11 protein-coding genes and 1 riboswitch are annotated in these 17363 nt (G+C 75.8%); of the genes, 3 read left to right on the top strand and 8 right to left on the bottom strand.

The genetic code is table 11. The annotated features are described in order from the left end of the window. Positions 1-96: 96 nt before the first annotated feature. Positions 97-1572: a short-chain fatty acyl-CoA regulator family protein gene (locus ACIRD3_RS18710; protein WP_402217544.1), complete on the bottom strand. Its 1476-nt coding sequence runs from the start codon at positions 1570-1572 to the stop codon at positions 97-99. 380 nt (positions 1573-1952) lie between these two features. Between ACIRD3_RS18710 and aceA the strand changes: the two genes are divergently transcribed. From aceA to ACIRD3_RS18695, 3 genes are all read left to right on the top strand, one after another. Then, a complete protein-coding gene (gene aceA, locus ACIRD3_RS18705; protein WP_402217541.1) occupies positions 1953-3245 on the top strand; it encodes an isocitrate lyase in 1293 nt (430 codons plus the stop codon). Between the two features lie 130 nt (positions 3246-3375). Continuing rightward, complete coding sequence (gene aceB / locus ACIRD3_RS18700; RefSeq protein ID WP_402217538.1) at positions 3376-4989, top strand: malate synthase A; 1614 nt, start codon at positions 3376-3378, stop codon at positions 4987-4989. 11 nt (positions 4990-5000) lie between these two features. Continuing rightward, complete coding sequence (locus tag ACIRD3_RS18695) at positions 5001-5867, top strand: 3-hydroxybutyryl-CoA dehydrogenase (RefSeq protein ID WP_402217536.1); 867 nt, start codon at positions 5001-5003, stop codon at positions 5865-5867. A 107-nt stretch (positions 5868-5974) separates the two neighbouring features. On the opposite strand, the gene metE is transcribed toward ACIRD3_RS18695, so the two are convergent. The 7 genes from metE to ACIRD3_RS18660 form a co-directional block, all read right to left on the bottom strand. Beyond that, positions 5975-8290, bottom strand: a complete 2316-nt coding sequence (gene metE, locus ACIRD3_RS18690; RefSeq protein WP_402217533.1) for a 5-methyltetrahydropteroyltriglutamate--homocysteine S-methyltransferase — start codon at positions 8288-8290, stop codon at positions 5975-5977. Between the two features lie 176 nt (positions 8291-8466). Then, positions 8467-8635, bottom strand: a riboswitch (cobalamin riboswitch). 132 nt (positions 8636-8767) lie between these two features. Further along, positions 8768-9523 (bottom strand): methyltransferase domain-containing protein, encoded by a 756-nt coding sequence (locus tag ACIRD3_RS18685; protein WP_402217530.1) that lies wholly within the window; start codon positions 9521-9523, stop codon positions 8768-8770. A 4-nt stretch (positions 9524-9527) separates the two neighbouring features. After that, entirely contained in the window at positions 9528-10295 is a 768-nt protein-coding gene (locus ACIRD3_RS18680; RefSeq protein WP_402217528.1) for an SDR family oxidoreductase, read from the bottom strand. Continuing rightward, positions 10283-11146, bottom strand: coding sequence for a TauD/TfdA family dioxygenase (locus ACIRD3_RS18675; protein WP_402217525.1), 864 nt, complete (start codon positions 11144-11146; stop codon positions 10283-10285). Before ACIRD3_RS18675 ends, ACIRD3_RS18680 begins: the two co-directional genes overlap by 13 nt. Then, entirely contained in the window at positions 11134-12417 is a 1284-nt protein-coding gene (locus ACIRD3_RS18670; protein WP_402217724.1) for an aspartate aminotransferase family protein, read from the bottom strand. The genes ACIRD3_RS18675 and ACIRD3_RS18670 overlap by 13 nt, the downstream gene beginning before the upstream one ends. An 11-nt stretch (positions 12418-12428) precedes the next feature. Further along, a complete protein-coding gene (locus ACIRD3_RS18665; protein ID WP_402217522.1) occupies positions 12429-16778 on the bottom strand; it encodes an amino acid adenylation domain-containing protein in 4350 nt (1449 codons plus the stop codon). Then, a complete protein-coding gene (locus ACIRD3_RS18660; RefSeq protein WP_402217519.1) occupies positions 16775-17362 on the bottom strand; it encodes a DUF6309 family protein in 588 nt (195 codons plus the stop codon). Before ACIRD3_RS18660 ends, ACIRD3_RS18665 begins: the two co-directional genes overlap by 4 nt. Position 17363 lies beyond the last annotated feature (1 nt).

Genomic DNA, 17363 nt, shown 5'->3' with positions numbered 1-17363 from the left:
ACCGCACCGGTACCACAGCGGAGGCCGGCCGGGGCGACACCACGTCGCCCCGGCCGGCCTCCGGCGTTTCCGCCCCCGGTCGCCGCTGCCGCCCCGTCAGTCCCGCCGCTCGGGCAGTGCCGGGTACGGGACGAAGGTGCTGGTGTGCTCGTCGACGGCCAGCGGCCGGCCGATGGCGGGTGCGGCGCGCTGCGGACAGGCCGGGCGGTCGCACACCTTGCAGCCGAGGCCGATCGGGGTGGCGGCCGTCCCGTCCCCCAGGTCCAGTCCCGCCGAGTACACCAGCCGTCCGGCGTGGCGGAGTTCGCAGCCGAGGCCGATCGCGAAGGTCTTGCCGGGGCGCCCCCAGCCGCCGGGTGAGCGGGTGACGGCGCGGGCGGTCCACAGGTAGCGCCGGCCGTCGGGCATCGCGGCGACCTGGACGTGCACCCGGCCGGGCGCGGCGAAGGCCTCGTAGACGTTCCACAGCGGGCAGGTGCCGCCGGTGCGCGAGAAGTGGAAGTCGGTCGCGGACTGGCGCTTGGAGACGTTGCCCGCCCGGTCGACCCGGACGAAGGAGAACGGCACCCCGCGCAGCCGGGGCCGCTGCAGGGTGCTGAGCCGGTGGCAGACCGTCTCGTAGCCGACGCCGAAGTGGTCGGCGAGGTGCTCGATGTCGTAGCGCGCCGACTCCGCCTCGGCGTGGAAGGCGGTGTAGGGCAGCACCAGAGCTGCGGCGAAGTAGTTGGCCAGGCCGATCCGGGTGAGCGCCCAGGCCGTGGAGCCCTCCGGGCTGTCCTGGGCGGCGAGTTCGGACAGCAGGGGGTCGTGCTCCAGGTAGCCCAGCTGGGTGGCCATCCGGAAGGCCTGCTGGCCGGGGCGCAGCCGGTCGGACAGGCTCAGCACCCTGCTGCGCGGGTCGTACCGGTGCAGGTGGTCGCCTCCGGGACGGTCGCCTCCGGGACGGTCGCCGCCGTAGTCCCCGCCACGGCGCTCGCCGGCGCGGTGGTCGCCGCCGCTGACGGTCCGTACGCCGTGCCGGGTGGCGAGCCGGTCGGCCAGCACCGACCTCACCCCGCCGCGCCGCAGTCCGATGGCCGTCGCCAACTCCTCGGCCGCCCTGTCGAGTTCGTCGACGTAGTTCCGCCGGCGGTAGAAGAACTCGCGGACCTGCTCGTGCGGGGTGAGGGAGTCGGCGGCCGGCCCGCGCTCCCCGGCGAGGACGGCGAGCTGCTCGGCGACGGCCCGTCGGCCGCGGCCGAGGTCCATCAGCAGCCGGGCCACGGCGGGCAGGCGCGCGGCCAGGTCGTCGAGGTCCCCGCCGGTGACCCGGCCGGCCGCGAGCTCCTCGCCGAGCGCGTCCCGCAGTTCGGCGGTGAGCCGGGCGCTGTCCGGCGGGGCGAAGTACCCGACCTCGACCCCGAACGCCTCGGTGAGGCGCAGCAGGACCGGCACGGTGAGCGGGCGGGCGTCGTGCTCCAGCTGGTTGAGGTAGCTGGGCGAGAGGTCGATCAGCCGGGCGAGGGCGGCCTGGCTGAGACCGCGTTCCTCGCGCAGCCGGCGCAGCCTGGCGCCGGCGAAGGTCTTTCCCATGGCGTGCTCCCCCTCCGCTCCGCCGCGGCCGCGCGTCGGCCGGCCCGGTCGGCGTCAGCCTAGCCGCGCGGGCGGGGGCCAGGCCTTCGCAGGCTTCGCCGATTCGCCGGGAATCGTTCGCAGAACGTGGCAACGGTCCACCGGTGACGGCGGGCCGGGGGAGCTGCCAGAGTCGGTGGTGCGGCCGGGAGGTGCGCAGGACAGCGGTGAAACCCCTGGTACGGCGGCGGTCGGTCGCGGTCCGGGGGGCTGTCCGGGCATCCACGTCCCGCGGTGTTCCGCCGCAGCCCGGCACCGTCCGGCCGCCCACTCGCCCGCACGGTGAGGTCCGTCACAACGCCTCACACCCTTCGCAAACAAGCACCCCGGGGAGCAGACCCATGACGCAGTCGGTACGGCAGCAGCAGGAACGGCGCGCGGCGGAGCTCGCCGCCCGATGGGCCTCCGACCCCCGCTGGGCGGGCATCGAGCGCAGCTACTCGGCGGCCGACGTGGTGCGGCTGTCCGGCACGGTGCGCGAGGAGCACACCCTGGCCCGGCGCGGCGCCGAGCGGCTGTGGCGGCAGCTGCACGAGCGCGACTACGTGCACGCGCTCGGCGCGCTCACCGGTGGCCAGGCCGTGCAGATGGTCAGGGCCGGGCTGCAGGCGATCTACCTGTCGGGCTGGCAGGTCGCCGCGGACGCCAACCAGGCCGGGCAGACCTACCCCGACCAGAGCCTCTACCCCGCGAACTCGGTTCCCCAGGTGGTGCGCCGGATCAACAACGCGCTGCTGCGCGCCGACGGGATCGACGCGGCGGAGGGCAACGACGGCCCGGAGTGGCTGGTGCCGATCGTCGCCGACGCCGAGGCCGGCTTCGGCGGCCCGCTGAACGCCTTCGAGCTCACCAAGGGCATGATCGCGGCCGGCGCGGCGGGCATCCACTACGAGGACCAGCTCGCCTCCGAGAAGAAGTGCGGCCACCTCGGCGGCAAGGTGCTGGTGCCCACCGCCCAGCACGTCCGCACCCTCAACTCCGCCCGCCTGGCGGCCGACATCGCCGACGTGCCGACCCTGATCGTCGCCCGCACCGACGCGCTCGCCGCCAACCTGCTGACCAGCGACGTGGACGAGCGCGACGCACGGTTCTGCACCGGCGAGCGCACCGCCGAGGGGTTCTACCGGGTCGAGCCGGGCATGGCGCCGGTGATCTCCCGCGGGCTGGCCTTCGCCCCGTACGCGGACCTGATCTGGGTGGAGACCGGTACCCCGGACCTCGCCCAGGCCCGGGAGTTCGCCGAGGCGATCAAGGCCGAGCACCCGGACAAGATGCTGGCGTACAACTGCTCGCCCTCCTTCAACTGGAAGGCCGCCCTGGACGACGACCGGATCGCCAAGTTCCAGCGGGAGTTGGGCGCGATGGGCTACCGCTTCCAGTTCATCACGCTGGCCGGCTTCCACGCCCTCAACCACTCGATGTTCCAGCTCGCCCGCGGCTACGCCGAGCACGGCATGACCGCCTACGTCGACCTCCAGGAGGCCGAGTTCGCGGCCGTGCCGGACGGCTACACCGCCGTGAGGCACCAGCGCGAGGTCGGCACCGGCTACTTCGACCTGGTCTCCACCGCGCTGAACCCGAAGGCCGAGACGCTGGCGCTCACCGGATCGACCGAGGCCGAGCAGTTCCACTGAGCCGCCCCGGCGGCGCCCGACCGCTCACCACGGCGGCCTCGTCGGGGACGAGCCGCCTTCCACCCGCCGCCCGGGGCCCCGTTGAGGGACGGGGCCCCGGGCGCCTCCCACCCGCCTCCTGGAGAACCGGATGAGCCAGCCCAGCCGCATCGAGATCCTCGGCGAGCCCGAGGACCGCTTCGACGAGATCCTCACCCCCGAGGCGCTCGCCTTCCTCGCCCGCCTGCACGACCGGTTCGCCGGCCGCCGGACCGGGCTGCTCGCCGAACGTGCCCGCCGCGCCGCCGCGTTGGCCGCCGGCGACACCCTGGACTTCCGCCCGGAGACCCGCGCCGTCCGGGAGGACCGGAGCTGGCGGGTGGCGGGCGCCGGGCCCGGCCTGCACGACCGCCGGGTGGAGATCACCGGCCCGCCCGAGCGCCGGATGACCGTCAACGCGCTCAACTCCGGTGCGAAGGTCTGGCTCGCGGACTTCGAGGACGCCACCTCCCCCACCTGGCACAACCTCGTCACCGGCCAGCTCAACCTGGTCGACGCGATCGACCGCCGGATCGACGAAACCACCCCGGAGGGCAAGCGGTACGTCATCGGGAACGACCCGGCCACCATCGTGGTCCGCCCCCGCGGCTGGCACCTGGACGAGCACCACCTGCTGGTCGGCGGCCGCCCCGCGATCGGCGCGCTGGTCGACTTCGGCCTGTACCTGTTCCACTGCGGCCGGCCGCAGATCGCGGCCGGGTCCGGCGCGTACTTCTACCTGCCGAAACTGGAGAACCACCTCGAAGCCCGCCTGTGGAACGACGTCTTCACCTACGCCCAGGCCGAGTTGGGCATCCCGCACGGTACGGTCCGGGCGACCGTCCTGATCGAGACCATCACCGCCGCGTTCGAGATGGACGAGATCCTGTACGAGCTGCGCGAGCACGCGGCCGGCCTCAACGCGGGCCGCTGGGACTACCTGTTCAGCCTGATCAAGAGCTTCGCCGGGCACGGCCCGCGCTTCGTGCTGCCGGACCGCGCCACCCTGACCATGACCCAGCCGTTCCTGCGCGCCTACACCGACCTGCTGGTGCGCACCTGCCACCGGCGCGGCGCCCACGCCATCGGCGGCATGGCCGCCGCCGTCCCGCAGCGCGACCCGGCGGCCGACGAGGCGGCGCGGACCAAGGTCCGGGCCGACAAGGAACGCGAGGCCGGGGACGGCTTCGACGGCTCCTGGGTCGCCCACCCCGGCCTGGTCGCGACCTGCCGCACCGCCTTCGACGCCGTCCTCGGCGAGCGCCCCCACCAGCTCGACCGCAGCCGCGAGGACGTCGAGGTCACCGCCGCCGACCTGCTGGGCGTCCAGCGGCTCACCGCCGGCCTGCCCACCGAGCAGGGCCTGCACGCCAACGTCGCGGTCGCCCTGCGCTACCTCACCGCCTGGCTCGGCGGCGTCGGTGCCGTCGCCGTCTTCGGGCTGATGGAGGACGTCGCCACCGCCGAGATCGCCCGCTGCCAGATCTGGCAGTGGCAGCACCACTGCACCCGGCTCACCGGCGGCTCGCTCGCCACCCCCGACCTGGTGCGCCGGCTGATCGACCGCGAGCGCGCCGCGCTGCTCGCCGAGGGCTCCGACCCGGCGCTGGTGGCCGCCGCGGTGCGCGTCCTGACGGACACCGCCCTCGGCGCGGAGCTGCCCGCCTTCCTCACCCCCGACGCCTACGCCCGCCACCTCGTCCGCACCACCGCACCGGTCAGCTGAAGGGCATCCCCATGAACGACATCCGCCGAGTGGCCGTGGTCGGCGCCGGATCGATGGGCTCCGGCATCGCCGAGGTCTTCGCCCGCGCCGGACTCGACACCGTCGTCTGCGAGAACGGCCGGGACGCCCTGCGGGCCGCCCGGGCCCGGATCGACCGCTCCCTGCACCGCGCCGTCGACCGCGGCCGGATCACCGAGCGGCAGCGCACCGACGCCTGGGCCCACCTGCTGTTCGCCGACGACCTCGAAGCGCTCGCCGACCGCCAGCTGGTCGTCGAGGCCGTCGTCGAGGACGAACGGGTCAAGACCGACGTCCTCCGCACCCTGGACAAGGTGCTCGTCGCCGAGGACGCCGTCCTGGCCACCAACACCTCCGCCATCCCGATCACCCGCCTGGGCATCGCCACCGGCCGGGCAGCGCACGTCCTGGGCCTGCACTTCTTCAACCCGGCCCCGGTGATGCCGCTGATCGAGCTGGTCACCTCCCTGCACACCGACCCCGCCGTGGTCCGCCGGGTGGAGGCCTTCGCCACCGGGGTCCTCGGCAAGCGCGTCATCCGCTCCCGGGACCGGGCCGGCTTCGTCGTCAACGCCCTGCTGGTGCCGTACCTGCTCGCCGCGATCCGGATGGCCGAGGCCGGGCACGCCGCCCCGGAGGACATCGACGCCGGGATGGTCCACGGCTGCGCCCACCCGATGGGCCCGCTCCAGCTCGCCGACCTGATCGGCCTGGACACCGTCGAGGCGATCGCCCGCTCGATGTACGAGGAGTACAAGGAGCCGCTGTACGCACCGCCGCCGCTGCTCTCCCGGATGGTCGAGGCCGGACTGCTCGGGCGGAAGACCGGCCGCGGCTTCCACGTCCACCGCGCCGCCTGACGTCGACCCGGACGCCCCTGTACCGGGACGCCCTGGACGACCCCGCACCGGGACGCCCCGGAGGACGCGCCGCCCGCGCGGCCTCCGGGGTCCCGTGCTGTCCGGGGTCAGCCCGCGAGTTCCTCCCGCAGGCGGCGGGCGGCGCCCACCAGGCTGTCCAGGGAGGCGCGGGTCTCCGGCCAGCCGCGGGTCTTCAGGCCGCAGTCCGGGTTGACCCACAGCCGTTCCGCCGGGATCGCGGCGAGGCCGGCCCGCAGCAGGGAGAGCGCCTCCTCGATGCCGGGGACGCGCGGGGAGTGGATGTCCCAGACGCCCGGGCCGACCTCGCGCGGGTAGCCCGCGGCGGCCAGCTCCCCGGCCACCTCCATGTGCGAACGGGTCGCCTCCAGCGAGATGACGTCGGCGTCCAGCTCGTCGATCGCCGCCATGACCGCGCCGAACTCGGCGTAGCACATGTGGGTGTGGATCTGGGTGTCCGCGCGGACGCCCGAGGTGGCCAGCCGGAAGGCCTCGGTGGCCCAGGCCAGGTAGGCCGGGCGGGCGGCGGCCCGCAGCGGCAGGGTCTCGCGCAGCGCGGGCTCGTCGACCTGGACGACGGCGGCGCCGGCCGCCTCCAGGTCGGTGACCTCGTCACGCAGGGCGAGGGCGACCTGGCGGGCGGTGTCGGCGAGCGGTTGGTCGTCGCGGACGAAGGACCAGGCGAGCATGGTGACCGGGCCGGTGAGCATGCCCTTGACCGGACGGTCCGTCAGCCCCTGGGCATAGCGGAACCAGTCGACGGTCATCGGGTGCGGCCGGGAGACGTCGCCCGCCAGGACCGGGGGCCGCACGTAGCGGGTGCCGTAGGACTGCACCCAGCCGTGCCGGGTGGCGAGGTAGCCGGTGAGCTGCTCGGCGAAGTACTGGACCATGTCGTTGCGCTCGGGTTCGCCGTGCACCAGGACGTCCAGGCCGGCCTTCTCCTGGAAGGCGACCACCTCGCGGACCTCGGCCTCGATGCGCTCGCGGTAGGCGTCGGCGTCGATCCGGCCGGCCGCCACATCGGCTCGGGCGAGCCGGAGTTCGGCGGTCTGCGGGAAGGAGCCGATGGTGGTGGTCGGCAGCAGCGGCAGCCCGAGCCGGGCCCGCTGGGCCTCGGCGCGCTGCGGGTAGGCCTGGGCGCGGCGGGCGTCCGCCGCGGTCACGGCGGCGGCGCGGGCGCGCACCGCCGGATCGCGGGTGATCGGCGAGTTGGCGCGGGAGGCCAGGTCGGCCCGGTTGGCGGCGAGTTCGGCGGTGATCGCGCCGGTGCCCTCGCGCAGGCCGCGGGCCAGCAGCGCCGTCTCGGCGGCCTTCTGCCGGGCGAAGGCGAGCCAGCGGGCGATCTGCGGGTCGACGTCGCGCTCGGCGGCGGCGTCGAGCGGCACGTGCAGCAGGGAGCAGGAGGGCGCGACGTCGACCCGCTCGGCGAGGCCGAGCAGGGTCGCCAGGGTGGCGAGCGACTTCTCCAGGTCGTTGATCCAGATGTTGCGCCCGTCGACCACCCCGGCCACCAGGCGCTTGCCGGGCAGGCCGCCGACGGCGGCGAGGTCGTCCAGGTTGCCGGCGGCCGGGCCGGTGAAGTCCAGCGCCAGGCCCTCGACCGGGGCCTTGGCGAGCACCGGCAGGGCCTCCCCGAGCCGGTCGAAGTAGCTCGCGACCAGGAGCTTCGGCCGGTCGGTGCGGGCGCCGAGGTCCCGGTAGGCGCGGGCGGCGGCGTTGAGTTCGGCCGGGGTGCGGTCCTGCGCCAGGGCGGGCTCGTCCAGCTGCACCCAGGCGGCGCCGGCGGCCTTCAGCTCCGCCAGCAGCCGCGCGTACACCGGGAGCAGCCGGTCCAGCAGGGTGATCGGCTGGAAGTCCTGGGCGACACCGGGCGCGGGCTTGGCGAGCAGCAGGTAGGTGACGGGGCCGACCAGTACCGGGCGGGCGGTGTGCCCGAGGGCGAGGGCCTCCTCGAGTTCGCCGACCGCCTTGGCCGGGTCGGCGCGGAAGGTGGTGTCCGGACCCAGCTCGGGGACGAGGTAGTGGTAGTTGGTGTCGAACCACTTGGTCATCTCCAGCGGCGCGACCTCCTGGGTGCCGCGCGCCATGGCGAAGTACCCGGCCAGGGCGTCGGCCTCGACCTCGGCGCGGTGCCGGGGCGGGATCGCGCCGACGGCCACGGTGGTGTCCAGCACGTGGTCGTAGAGCGAGAAGTCACCGGTGGGGACCTCCCGGACGCCCGCTGCGGCGAGCTGCGCCCAGTTCTCCCGGCGCAGTCCGGCGGCGGTGGCCAGCAGCGCCCCGGCCGTGACGGCGCCCTTCCAGTACCCCTCGACCGCCTTCTTCAGTTCCCGGTGGCGGCCCTGCCGGGGGTAGCCGTACGCGGTGGCCACGCTCGCCGCGGCTGTGGACTTCGCTGTCAAGGGACTCTCCTTCGCGAGTCTGATTCCTCCTGGGACCGGCGACGGGAGGAGGGCGCGAAGGGGTCACGGACCGGACGGGTGCGCGCGGTCGGGCGCGGCTCCGCCTGGTATGTGCGCCGACCCGCCCACGAGGTCACCGGTTGGCCGCGCGCGAACGGTCGCGCACGGGCAGTGGCAGGTCTTCGGACTCGCGGGCACGCCCGCCCTCGTCGAGGGCGGACACCTACTGGCCGTCGCTTCCCAGGCCCTCGCGGGCCCAGTGCGTATGACGGCGGTCGTTCCCGCTCACCGCTGCGGGGCAGTCCCGGACTGGCCGAACCGAAAGGCGTCACCGGGTTCCCTCTTGCGACGCCCCGCCTGGCGGACGGGGCGAACCAGCTGCACCGCCAGCTTAGGGGCAAACCGCGCGGGTTCGAGCGGAATCCACGGACGGCGTCCACGGGGTGAGACGGCGGGCCCCTGGGCACCGCGTTGCCGTCAACTCCCGTACGGCGCCTCCCGGTGCCGCCACCGCACCCGGTCCTCGGCCACCGCCGCCCGCACGTCCGCCGGGGCCCGTCGGCCGCGGTGGTCGGCACAGGAGAGCACCAGCATCTCGCGCTCCCCCGGCCGGAACTCGTACGCCACCCGCTCCACCCGGCTCGGCACCCCGAGCCCGGCCAGTTCCCCGCGCAGTCGCTCCAGCCCCCGGTAGCGGAGGCCGGTGTCGTACACCGTCAGCGGGAACAGCCGGACCTCCCGGCGCGCCACCCGGGCCAGCTCCAGCAGTGCCGCCCGGTGGAACTCCTCGTCCAGCCGGTTGCCGTACGAGAACAGCAGGTGCGAGCTGAGCACCAGGTCGAAGGAGTCGTCGGGGAAGGGGAGTTCGGGCAGCGAGCCGGCCACGTAGCGGTCCGGGCGGGCCGCGATGTCGGCGCGGAACTCCCGGGCGTTGGCGGTCCACTGGCGGACCAGGTCGTCCACGTCGGCGTACCACGACCAGATGCGGTCCGCCGTCTCCTCGACCAGCAGCTCGCGCTTGAAGGCCGTCTCGCGTTCCACCAGCAGGCCCAACTCCTCGCGTTGGTGGGCGTACTGGCGGTCGACCGCGACGGCGTCGACGCCCCGGCGCCCGGCCTCGGCGACGAAGCTCGCGGCGCCGCCCGGGCAGTCCAGGACGCGTTGCTCCAGGTCCCGATCGGTGAGTGCGAACATCGCCCGGTACTCGGCGAAGGAGCGTGCGCTGACCAGCACGCGGTCATCCCCTCCCGACGAACGGCATGGTGGCGGGCAGCACCACGAGGGACTGGATGGTGGTGTCCGGCGGCTGCGCGGCCATCAGCAGCAGGGCGTCGGTGAAGCGCTCCACCGGGATGGTCGCCTCGACCGCCATCGTCCCGTCGGCCTGCATCGCGGCCGGCTGCGGGCCGCCGTCGAGCGGGGCGACGTTGCCGACGTCGATCTGCCCGCAGGAGATGCCGAACGGGCGGCCGTCCAGGGCGAGCACCTTGGTGAGGCCGAGCACGGCGTGCTTGGCGGCGGTGTACGCGAGGGAGTGGGGGCGCGGCACGTGCGCCGAGGGCGCACCGTTGTTGATGATCCGCCCGCCCTGCGGGCTCTGGGCGCTCATCACCCGGAAGGCCTCGCGGGCGCAGAGGAAACCGCCGGTGACGATGGTGTCCAGCACCCGGTTCCAGTCCTCGAACGGGGTCTCGGTGATCGGTCGGCGCGGGGCGGCGGCGCCCGCGTTGTTGAACAGCAGGTCCAGCCGGCCGTACCGGTCGCGGACGGCGTCGAAGAGCCGGGCGACCTCCTCCGGGCTGCGGATGTCGGTCGGCACGGGCAGCGCCCGGGCGGCGGCCGGGCCGGCCAGCGCAGCGGTCTCCTCCAGCGCGTCCTTGCGGCGCCCGGCGACGGCGACGGTCCAGCCGGCCTCCAGCAGGGCCAGCGCCGAGGCCCGGCCGAGGCCGCTGCCCCCGCCGGTGACGATCGCGACCCTTCCGTGCGGTGCGGTCAACGCGCCCACTCCTCCCCCTCGTTCACCCAGATCCGGAGCATCCGCCGGGAGTACCGCCCGGGTTCGTCGACGAACGGCGAACGCCCGTGCAGCACCCGGCTGTTGCGAATGATCAGCAGGTCCCCGGCGGCCATCGGCAGCCCGAAGGCGATCTCCGGGCGGTAGAGCACCTCGTCCAGCACGCCCAGCGCCTCCCACTGACGGTCCGTCAGTTCCGGTCCGCCCCGGTCCGGGGAGGAGCGGACGGTGCGGGTCTGGTAGTAGCAGCCGACCGTCCCCTCCTGCCGGTGGTAGAGGATCGGGGTGACCACCCGCTGCGGGCCCGCCCGGCCGGTCCGGTCGAAGGTCCAGTCCTCGCGGAGCGTGGCCAGCGCGTCGGGCCGCTCCCGCGCGATCAGGTCGTGGACGTGCCGCGCGCTCGCCAGCTTGGTCAGCCCGCCGCCGTCGAAGGCCGGGCGCAGGCACAGCAGGACGAGCAGGTCGCAGGTGTCGCAGTGGAAGCCCAGTTCGGTGTTGCCGTCGCCGTCCTGGTCGCGCAGCACCGAGGTGAGGTCGCCGCGCCCGTTCTGCGGCACGATCCGGCCGTAGTCGCGCAGCAGGAAGGAGAGCACCTCGGTGATCTCCTCCTCCGGGTGCGCCGGGTCCACCAGGCCGCCGACGTGGGTGATGCCGACGGAGGCGACGGCGTCCCGGACGAAGTCCCGCAGCCGCTCGCGCACCGGCCCGGCCGCGCCCCACCGCCCGGCCCGCGCGTCGGCCCACAGCAGCCGCCGCTCCTCCTCCCCCAGCGGGAGCGACCAGAGCGCCCGCCGGGCCTCCAGCTCCAGGCTGCTCCAGCCGATTTCCGTCACCGCGTCCACGTGTCCTCTCCTTCCTGCCGGCGGCCGGCCGCGACGGCCTTCGTCCAGAGTTCGAGCGCCTCGTCGATCTGCCCGGCCGTGACGACCAGCGCGGGGGCCATCCGGACCACGTTGAGGTGGATCCCGCAGAGCAACAGCAGCAAGCCGTGCTCGGCGGCCGCCTGCTGGGCGCGTTTCGCGGCCTCCGGGTCCGGGGAGCCGTCCGGCCGGCAGAACTCACTGGCGGCCATCAGCCCCAGACCCCGGACGTCGGCGATCCCGGGCGCCTCGGCGGCGACCGTCCGCAGCCCGGCCAGCAGCCGGGCGCCCTGCTCGGCCGCGTTCTCCACCAGCCGTTCCTCGCGCAGCACGTCCAGGGTGGCCAGGGCGGCGGCGCAGGCCACCGGGTTGCCGCCGTAGGTACCGCCCTGCGAGCCGGGCCAGGCGCGGCCCATCAGCTCGGCGGGCGCCGCGATCGCGGACAGCGGGAAGCCGCTGGCCAGGCCCTTGGCGGTGATCAGGACGTCCGGCCGCACCCCCTCCTCGTACTCGTGCGCCCAGAACCGGCCGGTGCGGCCGAAGCCGGACTGCACCTCGTCCACCACCAGCAGGATGCCGTGCCGGTCGGCGCGCTCGCGCAGCCCGGCCAGGAAGCCGGGCGGGGCGGGCACGTAGCCGCCCTCGCCGAGCACCGGCTCGACGAACATCGCCGCCGTCTCGGCGGGCGCGCAGGCGGTGGCGAGCACCTCGTCCAGTCCGCGCAGCGCGTGCGCCACCGCCTCGTCCGGCGTCATCCCCAGCCGGAAGGAGGCCGGGAAGGGCGCCACCGCGACCCCGGGCATCAACGGGCCGATGCCGGCCCGGAACCGGGTGCCGGCGGTGGTCAGCGAGGCGGCGCCCATGGTGCGTCCGTGGAAGGAGCCCTCGAAGACGATCACGTTCTGGCGCCCGGTGGCGTGCCGGGCCAGCCGCAGCGCCGCCTCCACCGCCTCGGTGCCGGCGGTGGCGTAGAACACCGAGTCCAGGCCGGGCGGCAGCACCTCGCCCAACCGCTCGGTGAGGGTGAGGAGTCGGTCGTGCAGCACGGTGGTGTACTGCCCGTGGATCAGTCGGCCCGCCTGCTCGCGGACGGCCTCGACGATCCGCGGGTGGCAGTGGCCGGTGCCGGTCACCCCCACGCCGGAGGTGAAGTCGAGGTACCGGCGGCCCTCGGCGTCGTAGAGGTGGAGGCCTTCGCCGCGTACGGCGACGACCGGGGTGGCCTGCTTGAGCACCGGGGAGAGCTGGGACACGGGGCCTGCCTTCACGGGTGGGTCCTGCCTTCGGGAGGGAGGACGGCGGGATCGAGCACGGGGCCGAGCGGGGGATCGAGCAGGAGGTCGAGCGGGTGTCGGGACGGGTCGGCGGGCGGCAGGTGGCCGGCCTCGACGGCCCAGGCGAGCGCGGCCGACCACCACCGCGGGGTCGGCTCGGTGAAGCGGACGCCCAGCCGGTCGAGCACGCCGGTGGTGTAGGCGCTGTCCACCCGGACGTTGCGCTCCTCCTGCTGCGCCCAGGCGGCGGCCAGCCGGGCGGCCGTCGGGTGCCGCCGCTCGGCGGCGGCGAGCGCGGCCGCGAAGCCCGCGTCGTCGGTGAGCCGCACCCGGTGGCCGCAGCGGGCGAGCCAGCCCACCAGTTCGTCGTGCGGGACGTCGTACGGCGACTCGACGTGGTACGCGCCGGGCGCGGCGTACGGGTCCAGGGCGATCGCGGCGATCCCGGCGGCCACCGTGTCCACGTGCGAGAAGGCGAACGCGGTGGCCGGCCGGCTCGGTGCGGCTCCGGCCAGCAGGTAGCCGCGGATCAGCTGGTAGATCCGGTTGTCGCCGGTGTTGGCCTGGAACGCGCCGGTCCGGCTGTGCGCCGCGATGTGGCCGCTGCGGTGCAGGTAGGCGGCGTGCCCGCCGGCGGCCCAGGCCCGGACGGCCTGCTCCGCACGGTACTTGGTCCGCTCGTACGGGGTGCGGAAGTGCTGGCCGATCGCCAGGTCCGCCTCGCTGAAGCGGCGCGGCGGACCGTCCACGCCGCCCGAGACGGCGAGCGTGGACACGTGGTGGACGCGGGCCTCCGGGGCGTGCTCCCCGACCCAGCCGAGCAGGCGGCGCACCGCCGTGTGGTTGGTGCGCTCCAGCTCCTCGGGCGAGGCCACCAGCCGGACGTCCGCCGCCGCGTGCACCACGATCCGCGCGCCCCGGGCCCGGTCCAGCCCGGCCGGGGAGAGCCCGAGGCCGTCCCGGTCGATGTCCCCGGCGACGGCGTGGGCCGCGCCCGGGCCCAGTCGCTCCCCCGCCCGGCCGTCGTCACCGGCCCGGACCAGGCAGGTGACCTCGGCACCGCGCCGGGCGAACGCCTCCAGCAGGTGCCGCCCCAGGTAGCCGGTGGCGCCGGTGAGCAGCACCCGGGCGGGCTCGCGCACCGTCGCCCGGCCGGGCGTGCGCACCGCCGCCGGGGCGGCCGGCGGGAGGCCGGGGTGCAGCAACTGGCCGGAGGTGGACAGCGGCGCGCGCACGGGACGGGGGACGGCACCGCCCGCCGCGCCGTTCCCGTCGGCCCCGCCCGCCGCAGCGGCCACGGCGGCGGCGAAGGCGGTGGTGATCCGCTCGGCGTCGGGGTGCGACAGGCCGGACCGGGCGTACACCAGGTCGGCGACCAGCCGCCGTTCCACGATCCGCGCGGTGAGCCGCAGCCGGTACAGCGGGTCGCCCCCGGCGCAGCGGGCGACCCCGGCCTGTTCGGCGGCCACCGTCCAGTCCAGGGCGGGCTCCACGGGGAGCCGGAAGGTGCCGAGGAAGTTGAACCCGACGGCGGGGCGGTCGCCGGGCGCGTCCATCGGCCGGGCGGGTGCCTCGCGCAAGCGCCGCGCCACCGCCTCCGGGCCCTCCCCGGCCGCCGGCTCGACGTGCTTGACGGCGGTGAACCAGCCGACGGTGTCCAGGAATTCGCCCGGATCGCCGCCGGTGTCCCGGCCGTGGGTCTCGACCTCCACCGCCAGCCGGGGAGCGCCCTCCGTGCCCGTGACGGCCCCGGCGAAGGCGGCCAGCAGGACGGCCTCCAGTCCGGCCCCGGCTCCGTGCCGGGCGACCAGCCGGCCGGTGGCCTCCGCGTCGAGCGCCCAACTGAGCGCGGCGGGCGCCTCGTGGGGCTCGGCCCCCGGCTCGGTCGCCGCCTCGGCCGCCGGCTCGGCCCCCGGTTCCACCGCGGGTCCGTCCGCGGGTCCGTCCGGGGGTCCGTCCGGGGGCCTTTCGGCGGCCGCCGCCGCCCACGCGGAGAAGTCCCCCGTCGGCGGCAGATCGGTCGGCTTCCGGTCCAGCGCCGCCCGGTAGGCGTGCGCGAGGTCGTCCAGCAGGATGCGCCAGGAGAGCCCGTCGACCACCAGGTGGTGCGCGATCAGCGCGAGCCGGTCGTCCGTGCCGGGCGGGCCGGAGAAGAGGTGGACGCGCAGCAGCCGGGCGGCCGAGGGGTCCAGGCTGCGGTGGAGCGCGGTGCAGACGCCGGCGACGGTGTCGGCGAGCGGCCCGGCCGCACGCGGGACCCGGGAGAACGAGACCGGGTCGAGCTCGGCCGTCGCCCTGGGCTCGCCGCAGCCCTCCGGGGTGAGCGGGCGGCGCAGCGCCGGGTGGCGTTCCAGGACGGCCACGACCGCCGCCGAGAGCGCCGCCGGGTCCACCGCCGTACGGCAGCGCAGCAGGACGGACTGGTTCCAGTGCCGCACGTCCGCGAGGGACCGCTGCCGGTACAGCCAGCGCTGCGCCGGGGCGAGCCGGACGGTGCCGGCTCCGGTGCGGGCAGCCGGGCCGGGCGGGGCGACCGGCACGGCGGCGGCCGCCAGGGCCTCCGCGGTGGGGTGCCGGTAGAAGTCCTCGTGGGCGACCCGGTGGCCGGCCCGGCGCAGCAGGGCGATGGTGCGCATGGCGAGGATGGAGTCCCCGCCGAGGCCCAGCACGTCCACCCGCGGCCCGACGGCGGGCAGGCCGAGCGCGCCGGCCCAGAACCGGGCGATCTCGCCGGCAAGTCCGCTCGCCGCGGCACCCGCCGACTCCGCCCGGGCCTCGACCAGTTCGGCCACGAGCTCGGCCAGCCGCGGCCGGTCGAGCTTGCCGTTCGGTCCGACCGGGAAGTCCGGCAGCACCAGGACCGGCTGCGGCACGGAGTAGCCCGGCAGCCGGTCCCGTAAGTGGCGGTCGAGCCCGCGGAGGTAGCCGTCGAGCCCGTCGGCGTCTGCGGCACCGCCCAGCAGCCGTACCGCGCCCAGCAGTTGGGCACCGACGGCGGTGCCCCGCAGGAGGACCGCCGAGCGGGCGACGCCGGGGTACCCGTCCATGGCCCGCTCGACCTCGGCGAGGTCCACCCGGTAGCCGCGCACCTTCACCTGGCGGTCCACCCGGCCCAGGAAGACCAGGTCGCCGTCGGCCCGGCGGCGGCACAAGTCGCCCGTCCGGTACATCAGTCGGCCGTCGTGCCGGACGAAGCCGCGGGCCGTCTCGGCGGGCCGCCCGAAGTACCCGGCGGTGACGCCGCGCCCGCCGATCAGCAGCTCCCCCACGACGCCGTCCGGCACCGCCCGTCCGGCATCGTCCACCACGGTGAGCCGCACCTCGCCGATGGCGCTGCCGATCGGGACGGTCGGTTCCTCGGCGGGCAGTCGGCGGGCGTCGCCGGCCAGCAGGCAGGTGGCGCCGACGGTGGTCTCGGTCGGGCCGTAGTGGTTGGCCAGCCGGGCGGTGGTGCCGCCCTCCAGCAGGGCGGCGGCGAGCGGGCGCGGCAGCGGCTCGCCGCCGAGCAGCACGGTGTGCAGCGGCGGGGCGTCGGCCGGGCGGCCCTCCAGCAGGGCGGTCAGGTGCGAGGGGGTGGTCTTCAGCACGTTCACCCCGGCCTGCCGGAGCGAGGCCCAGAAGGCCTCCGGGTCGCGCACCTCGCGGTCCGGGACGAGGTGCACCGAGCCGCCGGTGGCGAGGGCGAGCAGCCAGGCGGTGTGGCCGAGGTCGGCGGCCAGCGTGGTGACGTGCGCGGTGCGCGGCGCGTCGGCCTCGGTGAACGCGAGCCGCCCGGCCAGTGCCCGGGCGTAGTGGACGGCGTTGGCGTGGGTGACGGCGACGGCCTTGGGCTCGCCGCTCGACCCGGAGGTGAAGGAGAGGTACGCGAGGTCCTCACCCGCTATCCCGCCCCGGGGGCCGGGCAGCGTCGCGGAAGCCGCACCGGAAGCGGGGCCGGCCGCCACGTCCACCACCTCCCCGCCGAGCCCGCCCTCGGTCGCGAGCACCCTGGCCACCCGGACGGCCGCCAGCCGCCGGGCGAGGTCGGCCGCCGACCAGTCCGGGTCGGCCAGCACGGCGGCCGCGCCCGAGCGCAGCACCCCGTGCAGCAGGACCAGCATCCGCGCGTCCCGGGGCCCGACCAGGGCGACCCGGTCCCCGCGTCCGGTGCCGGCGGCGGCCAGCCGGGCGGCGATCCGGCCGGCCGCGGTGTCCAGCGTGCGGTAGTCGACGGTGCGGACGCCGTCGCTCAGGGCGCGCCGGTCCGGGTGCGCCCGGGCGAGGTGCGCGAGGAGTTCGGGCAGCGAACGGGCGCTGTGGACGGACGGCGCCGTGCGGAGGTGCTGCGTCGCGGGGGTCACGCCGCCTCGTCCCCCGCCCGGTCCGCCCGGGCTGGCCGGTCGGGCCGGTCGGGCCGGGCCGGGCCCCCGGGGTCGCCCGCCAGGTACCCGTCCAGCAGCGCCCGTTCGGGCAGCCGGCCGGCCAACTCCCAGGCCAGCATGCGGTGCAGGCCGTCCAGGTGGATCAGCCCGGCGCGCACCGCGAGGTCCCCGTAGTCGGAGTGGTCGATGGGGGCGGTGCTGAGGAAGACGGTGGTGAACGGCGCCCGCCGCAGCAGCCGCAGCTTGGCCGCGCAGACCGGGTTGGCGGCGGTCCAGGCGGCCCCGGCGGAGCGGATCCGCTCGGCCGCCCGGGCCACCGTCAGTCCGGAGCGCGGCACCAGTTCGAGGTCCCCGCCCTCGCTGAGGTGCCAGGGCAGGACGACGCCGAGGACGTCCGCCCGCGAGAGCCGGACCCGCCACCAGCCGCCGGGGATGCGGTCGGCGCGTTCGAGGTTCTCCTCGCCGTACACGTTGGTGTTCGCCTCGTGGTCCCGCTCCACCGGGTGGTCCCGTAGGTAGGCGTCGTGGACCTCGGCGTAGGCGACGGCGGTGACGATCTCCACG

Origin of the sequence: Kitasatospora sp. NPDC093550 (assembly GCF_044764985.1) — a bacterium.
Classification (GTDB): Bacteria; Actinomycetota; Actinomycetes; order Streptomycetales; family Streptomycetaceae; genus Kitasatospora.
The sequence above is the reverse complement of the archived record's forward strand: the minus strand, read 5'-3'. Positions and strand labels throughout refer to the sequence as shown.